This is a genomic window from Streptomyces ossamyceticus (assembly GCF_001418475.1).
GTDB classification, from domain to species: Bacteria; Actinomycetota; Actinomycetes; order Streptomycetales; family Streptomycetaceae; genus Streptomyces; species Streptomyces ossamyceticus.
This window is the reverse complement of record NZ_LIQX01000658.1, coordinates 1-7,157: the sequence shown is the minus strand read 5'-3', so window position 1 is coordinate 7,157 and position 7,157 is coordinate 1. Positions and strand designations below refer to the sequence as shown.

4 protein-coding genes and 1 pseudogene are annotated in these 7,157 nt (G+C 73.9%); 3 read left to right on the top strand and 2 right to left on the bottom strand.

All coding sequences use genetic code 11. The features are described 5' to 3' along the window. A pseudogene (locus AOK15_RS49035) lies at positions 1 to 162 on the bottom strand (YwqJ-related putative deaminase); the annotation flags it as partial. A 357-nt stretch (positions 163 to 519) separates the two neighbouring features. Between AOK15_RS49035 and AOK15_RS35975 the strand changes: the two are divergent. From AOK15_RS35975 to AOK15_RS35965, 3 genes are all read left to right on the top strand, one after another. Beyond that, entirely contained in the window at positions 520 to 1,521 is a 1,002-nt protein-coding gene (locus AOK15_RS35975; RefSeq protein ID WP_055522661.1) for an SMI1/KNR4 family protein, read from the top strand. Between the two features lie 7 nt (positions 1,522 to 1,528). Further along, positions 1,529 to 4,399: an SUKH-4 family immunity protein gene (locus tag AOK15_RS35970; protein WP_055522659.1), complete on the top strand. Its 2,871-nt coding sequence runs from the start codon at positions 1,529 to 1,531 to the stop codon at positions 4,397 to 4,399. Positions 4,400 to 4,612: 213 nt separating this feature from the next. Continuing rightward, on the top strand, positions 4,613 to 5,494 hold the full coding sequence (locus tag AOK15_RS35965; protein WP_055522657.1) for a hypothetical protein: 882 nt from the start codon (positions 4,613 to 4,615) through the stop codon (positions 5,492 to 5,494). A gap of 258 nt (positions 5,495 to 5,752) precedes the next feature. On the opposite strand, the gene AOK15_RS35960 is transcribed toward AOK15_RS35965, so the two are convergent. Beyond that, positions 5,753 to 7,157, bottom strand: a 1,405-nt coding sequence (locus AOK15_RS35960; RefSeq protein WP_055522655.1) for a sodium/solute symporter, incomplete at its 5' end; no start/stop codon positions are given.

The window sequence follows — 7,157 nt, the reverse complement described above, 5'->3', positions numbered from 1 at the left end:
ATCCTGCCCACCGTCGCCGCGTACGGAGAGGGCCGCGGCGACGGTGGGCAGGATGCCGTCGCGGCGGTGGAGGAGGGCGGGGGTGTGCGGTAGTTCGGTGGCGCTCCAGCCGATGCGCGGATCACCCGAGGGTCCTGCCTGCGTCGTGCTCATGATCGTCATCCCCTCCTGTCGCATCCCCTGTCAGCGGACACAGAGTGCCAAACGGCGTGGCCGGTGTGGAAGCTGGGGCGGTGCGACACGCCCGGGCTTCGGCACACGGTGAGGGTGGTGTGACGGCTGGTCACGGTAGCGGAGCGCCGGTGACCGGGGTCGCCGTACCGCATAGGCTGTCGACAACCGCGATCCGTGCGGGTCCCGCGTTCGAGTGGGGGTCCGGGGCGGGTCGGGGAGTGTGAAGGGGCCTTTGACGGGCCTTTTTCACTGCCAGTGGTCAGTCGGTACAGACGCCATGACCAGTCAGCCAGCACAGTCAGCCAGTACCAGAACAGGTCGAGAACGCCGCAGGGGGCTACCGCCATGACGACAGGTCGGCTCGGGCAGCAAGCCGCGCCGCCGAACGCGGCCTACGCCGGGCAGGTCGTGCAGTTTCCGGACCCGGTCCGGGCCGCGCGTCATCCGAGGGGTGTCCGTGTGGACGCGCACGGCTATCCGGATTTCTCGCCCTACGCGCGTGCCGCGGCGGAGATCGCCGATCCCCCGGAGGGGTTCGGGGTGGACGAGCTGCGGTTGACGGACTACGTGTCCGCGAACGCGGCGCTGGCGGCGTCGGGGCACACGCTGTGGGACACGATTCCGCCGGTGGCGACGCCGCACGGCTGGACGTGGCACCACGTGGTGGGCAGTCGGCGGCTGGAGTTGGTGCCGGTCGAGGTGAAGGCGCTGCTGCGGCATCACGGAGGTATCGCGACGGCGCGGGTCGACCAGGGCAAGCGGGGCACGCGGCCGTTGCAGGAGACGCGGCCGGCGCACTTCGGGTTGCCGAAGTCGTCGGCGGTGGCGGTGACGGAGTCGCAGGTGCAGGGGGTCGAGGAGGACCTCGGGTACCGGTTGCCGGGCGCGTACCGGTCGTTCCTGAAGGCGGCGGGCGGTTGCGCTCCCGTGGGGGCGGCACTGGACGCGGAGTTGGGGCTGCTGGTGGACCAGCCGTTCTTCACGGTGCGGGACGAGGCCGCGATCAACGACCTGGTGTACGTCAACAAGTGTCTGCGGGACCATCTGACCAAGGACTACCTGGCGGTGGCGTTCGCGCAGGGTGGTCTGGTCGCGGTGAAGGTGAAGGGCGACCGGATCGGGTCGGTGTGGTTCTGCGCGTACGACGACGCCCGTGATGTGGATCCGTCGTGGCCGCCGGCCGAGCGGGTGGAGCGGCTGCTGCTCCCCGCCGGTGAGGACTTCGACGTGTTCCTGTCCCGGTTGGCGGGCAATCCGCCGGAGTTGGAGACGGTGGCGAATCTGATGGTGGACGGTGGTTTCGCCCGCGCCGTGCCGGTCGCCGCCACGTCGTCGGTGGGGGAGTGAGTTCTCGATGGTGACGTTCGCTCAGGCGCAGGAGCGCGCCGAGGAGTGGATCAACGGTGATCTGCCCGCGTATCAGCACCGTGAGGTGCGGGTGCGGGAGTTCGACCTGGGGTTCGTGGTGTGGGCGGAGGACCGGGCCGACGGTCCGCGGTCCGACGGCGGCGCGCAGCGGCTGGTGATCGCCCGGGACAGCGGAGAGGCCACGTTGTGGCCGTCGCTGCCGGTGGGTGAGGTGATCCGTCGTTACGAGGAGGAGTACGGCCGGACGGAGGCGCCGCCCGCCGAGGCGCCGGCTCCTCCGGCGCGGGTGGATCTGAACCAGACGTCGTTCCTGCTGACTCCGCCGGAGTGGTTGCAGGACGCGGCGGACCGGATGGGCATCCCGGATCGCCGTTCGGGCGCCGGGGCCGGGGCTGGTTCGGCTGCCGGTTCCGCCGCTGGTACCGGAGCCGGTGGCTCGGACGGTGCCGGGTCGCGTCCGGCGGGTTCCGTGGCCGGTGGTGGGATGCCGGAGACCTTGGCCGGGCCGTCGGGTCCGCCCTCCCCGCCCTCCCCGGCTTCCGTCGGCGGGGCGCCGGGGCCGGCGGACGCCACGCCGTGGCCGGCCGCCGCGTCGGCGGAGGACGACGTGCGGGACACGGTGCCGCCGCCGAGGGACGCCGAGCCGCATGACGCGGTGCCGGGTGTGCCGGACGGGGCGACGCCGTGGGCCGGTACGGACACCAACGCCGAGATCGAGGACGACCGTTCGGTGCCGCTGCCGGACACGGTGTTCGCGCCGCAGCTGACCGAGGTGAGCGACGAGGACGACGCCCCGCCGCCCAGCGCCCTGCCCGAGGCCAAGACCGCGCTGATCTCCGGTGGCAGCCAGCTCCCGCGTACGGCCGTGGCTCCCGTGCTCGACCCGTCGGGGCAGCCGCAGTCGCAGCCGCCGGCCGGTCCGGCGACCCCGCCGCCGGGTACGCCCTCGTACGGGTACCCGCAGGGCGGCCCGCAGGGTCCGGGGACCCCGCCGCCCGGCGCCTCGTCGTACGGGTATCCGCAGGGTGGTCCGCAGGGGCCCGGTACTCCGCCGCCGGGGCGTCCGCTGGCGCCGCATGCCGGGGACATCGCCGACGCGGCGACGAGCAAGGCCGCGCCGCCCCCGCGCAGGGGCGGCAGGAGCGGTGGGCCGGGTACGCCGCCGCCCCCGCCGGGAGTGCCGGGTGCGCCGGGTGCCCGTCCGGGCGCCACGCCCCCGCCGTCCGCCCCGGCCGGCGCGTACGTGCCGACGCAGATGGTCTCCGCCCTCGGCCCGGACGGGCCCGAGGGCGCGCCCGGCGCTCCGGGTCAGCCGGGTGGGCCCGGTGCGCCCGGTGCGCCCGGTGCTCCTGGGGTGCCGAATCCGTCGGGGGGTACGCCCGCCGGTGGGGTGCATCATGCGGCGACGATGCTGGCCGGGCCCGCCGTGGGTGGTCCGGGGGCTCCGCTGCCGCCCGGAGTTCCGGGTGCTCCGGGTCAGCCGGGTGCTCCTGGGGCGCCCGGTGCTCCTGGGGTGCCGAATCCGTCGGGGGGTACGCCCGCCGGTGGGGTGCATCATGCGGCGACGATGCTGGCCGGGCCCGCCGTGGGTGGTCCGGGGGCTCCGCTGCCGCCCGGAGTTCCCGGTGCTCCGGGGCAGCCCGGCACCCCACACGGTGGCCCCGCTCCGGTGCATCACGCCGAGACGATGCTGGCCGGGCCCGCGGTGGGCGGTCCCGGTGCTCCCGGCATGCCGCAGCCGCCCGGCCCGCCCGGAATGCCGCCGGGCCCGCAGGGCATGCCCGGACAGCCGGGTCACCCCGGTCATCCCGGTCACCCCGGTCATCCCGGGCAGCCGATGGGTGGTCCGCCGGCGTACGGGTATCCGCAGCAGCCGACGGGGCAGCCGACCGTGGGTCCCGGCTACCAGGCCGTCCTGCGGTACCGCGCTCCCGACGGCTCCGAGCAGCAGGTGATCCGGCGTTCCGCGCCGGGTACCCCGCACCCGGAGTGGCAGATCTTCCACGAGCTGCGCGGGCTGAACATTCCGCCGGAGGCGGTGCTGGAGCTGCACACGGAGCTGGAGTCGTGCGAGTTGCCGGGCGCCTACTGCGCGCGGATGATCCGTGAGCAGTGGCCGAACGCGCGCATCACGTCCATCGCCCCGTACGGCAAGGACCACGCGAGCCGGCAGCAGGGCATGGCGCAGCTGCTGGCGCACCAGGGCGAGTTGCACCAGGTCGCGGACGGTCCGGCGCGGCCCGCGCCGGTGCGCGCGCCGTTGCCGCCGGTGCAGCCGGCGCCGCCCATTCCGCCGGAGGCGATCGGGCAGGAGCTGGCGGCGGCGTTCGGGCCGGGGGTGTTCCGGTTCGACCAGCAGGCGGTGTCGCGGCAGGGTGTGCCGCCGATCGTGGCGCACACGCTGGTGGTGGCCGGCCTGCCGGTGGACATGGGCCCGTTCTTCTGGGCGCAGGCCCAGCCGGGCCGTCCCGTGCCGACGCTGGCGGAGCTGGCGCAGGAGCGGGGTGTGCAGCCGGCGGCGGACGCGGGCTCGTACCTGGTGATGGGCAGCGACTTCGGCAAGGCGCTGTGTGTGCAGTACGGCACGGCGAACATCGTGGCGGTGCCGGCGGAGGCGGGGCCGGGCGGTGCGCCCGTACCGCCGCAGTTCGTGAACACCGGGCTGCCGGAGTTCGCGCGCTGCCTGGCGCTGCTGGGCCGCATGTGGCGGCTGCGGTTCGGGCTGAATCAGGAGCAGGCGGGCCGCTGGACCGTCGACTTCCAGGCGCAGCTGGCCGCGCTGGACCCGGCGGCGCTCGGCTCGCCGGAGAGCTGGTGGTCGGTGTTGCTGGAGCAGATGTGGGACGGCCTGTTGTGAGCCGCGGCCGCTGACGTCGGCGGCGTGAACATGAGGGGCCGGGCCCGGTCGTACGACCGGGCCCGGCCCCTCGGCGTTGTCCGCCGTGTCGCGTGACGGGCTTCCGCCGCCCGGCCCCTCGCCCGGAGTGTCGTGTTGTGAACACGTCTGCCGGATCCATCAAGATATGCGCCACATCGGCATTTCGTGTGCGTCCGGCGAGAGGTTCCCAGCATGAGCAGCGCACCGACGGCGCCCCACGGGTGCGACTTCGAGTTCGACGTCGTACGGCGTGGCTACCGCCCCGACCAGGTCGACGCGTGCGCGGCGGCCGTCTCGCGGGACCGTGACGCGGCGTGGGAGCGGGCGGCCCGGCTGACCGTGCTCGCCAAGGAGATGGGCGCGGAGTTGGCCCGGCTCCGGGAGACCGTCGCCGGGCTGCCCCAGCAGACGTACGAGGCGCTCGGCGGGCGGGCGCGGCAGGTGTTCGACCTCTGCGTCGAGGAGGCGGCGGCACTGCGGGAGGCCGGCCGTGCCGATGCCCGGCGGTTCGTCGAGGAGGCCGAGGAGGCCGCGCGGCGGCTGCGGGAGGAGTCGGGGGCGTACGCCGACCAGGTGCGTGGCGAGGCGGAGGAGCGGGCCCGGCAGCGGGTGCTCTCGGCGCGGGCGCAGGCGGACGATCTGCGGATCGCCGCGCGACTGTCCGTGAAGGAGGGGCGGACCGAGGCGCTGGCCGCGCTGCGGGAGGTGCGGGAGCGCACCGAGGGGATGCTCACGGAGATCGACAAGGAGTTCGCCGAGCGGGTGGCCGAGATCGAGCGGGCGGTCGCCGAGCGGGAGGCCGTGTTCGACGCGCACCATGCGGAGCGGGTCGCCCGTGCGGAGGCCGCGGTCGTCGAGGCGGAGCGGGCTCTCGCCGAGGCGGAGCGGCACGCGGCGCAGATCCAGACGGAGGCGGAGGCCCGTGCCGCCGAGGTGATCGCGGAGGCACGGGTCCGGGAGGAGCGCGTCGCGCGGGACACCGAGCGGGTCCTGCGCGAGCACGCCGAGCGCGGAGAAGGACTGAAGGTGCAGATGGACTACGTCCGCGACAGCCTGTCGGCGCTCACGGACTGAGGGCCAGGGTTTCCAGGGTTCAGGGACGGGGCCGGGGCTGAGGGCCGATGCCGGCCGGGCGCCGATTTCGGTTCGGGGCCGATGCCGGCCGGGGAATCCCGGTTCAGGGCTGGGCCCCGGCCGGAGGACGATCCCGCTTCAGGTGCTGGTCCCGGCCGGGGAATCCCGGTTCAGGGCCGGCCCCGGGCCGGGGGCCGATCCCCGTCGGGCGCTGCTCCCGGTCAGAGGCCGGCCCCCCGGCTGTGGCTTTCGGCAGCCTCAGCTTTCGGGGCCTCTCCTCACCGCTCCCGCGAGGATCCAGCCCTCCACCGCCTCGTACTGCCTGCGCTGTTCCTCCGCCCGGCCGCGGCCGGACCACACCGTGCCCAGCCAGCCGCACACGAAGCCCAGCGGGATGGAGACCAGGCCCGTCGTGGTGAACGGGAACCAGTTGAAGTCGGCGCGCGGGAACGCGGCGAACGGGGAACCGGACACGAGGTTGGTGCCGGTCATGAGGACCAGGACCCCGAGCGTGCCGCCGATGAGCGTGCACATCAGACCCGTACGGGTGTAGCGGCGCCAGAAGAGGCCGTAGACCAGGGCGGGGGCGATCGCCGAGGCGCCCAGGCAGAAGGAGAGCGTGACCAGCGGCTGCAGGCTGCGGTTCTGGACCAGTGTGGCGAGGACGATCGCGGTGACGCCGACCGCGCCCGCGGAGAGCCGGGCGATGGTCATCTCACGGCGGGGTGTGAGGGGTACGGACGCGACGGCCGCGAAGACGTCGTGGGCGAGGGAGTTGGCGCAGGCGAGGATCATGCCGGCGACCGAGGCGAGCAGCGTCAGGAAGACCGCCGTCGCGACGGTGGTGAACAGCAGCGTCTCCGCCGTGGACACCTCCGTGCCGAACGCCGCCATCGAACCCAGCAGATAGGCCGTGTTGCCCTGGGCGTCGGCGGCCGCGATGACCTCGCGGCCGACCAGGGCCGTCGCGCCGAAGCCGACCACCGAGATGATCAGCACGAACAGGGCGACCGACGGCACCGCCCACGACAGTGAGCGGCGCACCTGACGGGCGCTGCGCGCGGTGTACATGCGCATGGTGACGTGGGGCAGGCAGGCGCCGCCGAGGACGACGGTCAACTGGGCGCTGATCATGTCGAGTTCCGGGTACGGGCCGCCGGAGAACTGGAGCCCGGAGTGGAGGTAGCCGGTGCCCACGCCGCTCTTCGCCGCCGCGGCGCCCAGCAGCAGACCGGGGTCCCAGTCGAACCTGTTGAGGATCAGTACGGCGATGACCCCGCCGGAGCCGAGCAGCATCACGATCTTGATGATCTGGATGAGGGCGGTGCCCTTCATCCCGCCGATCGCCGCGTAGCCGATCATCAGCGCGCCGACGATCACCACGACACCGGTCTTCAGGCTGTCGTTGGAGAAGCCGAGGATGAACGCCAGCAGGTCACCCGTGCCGGCCAGCTGCACCAGCATCATCGGCATCAGCGCCGCGATCGTCACGACGCACGCCGTGATGCGCACGATCCGGCCGGGCATCCTCCGGGCCAGCGCGTCGCCCATCGTGAACCGGCCCGCGTTGCGCAGGGGTTCGGCCAGCAGGAACATCAGCAGCATCAGGGACAGGGCCGTGCTGAGGGCGAGGACGACACCGTCGTAGCCGAAGAGGGCGATC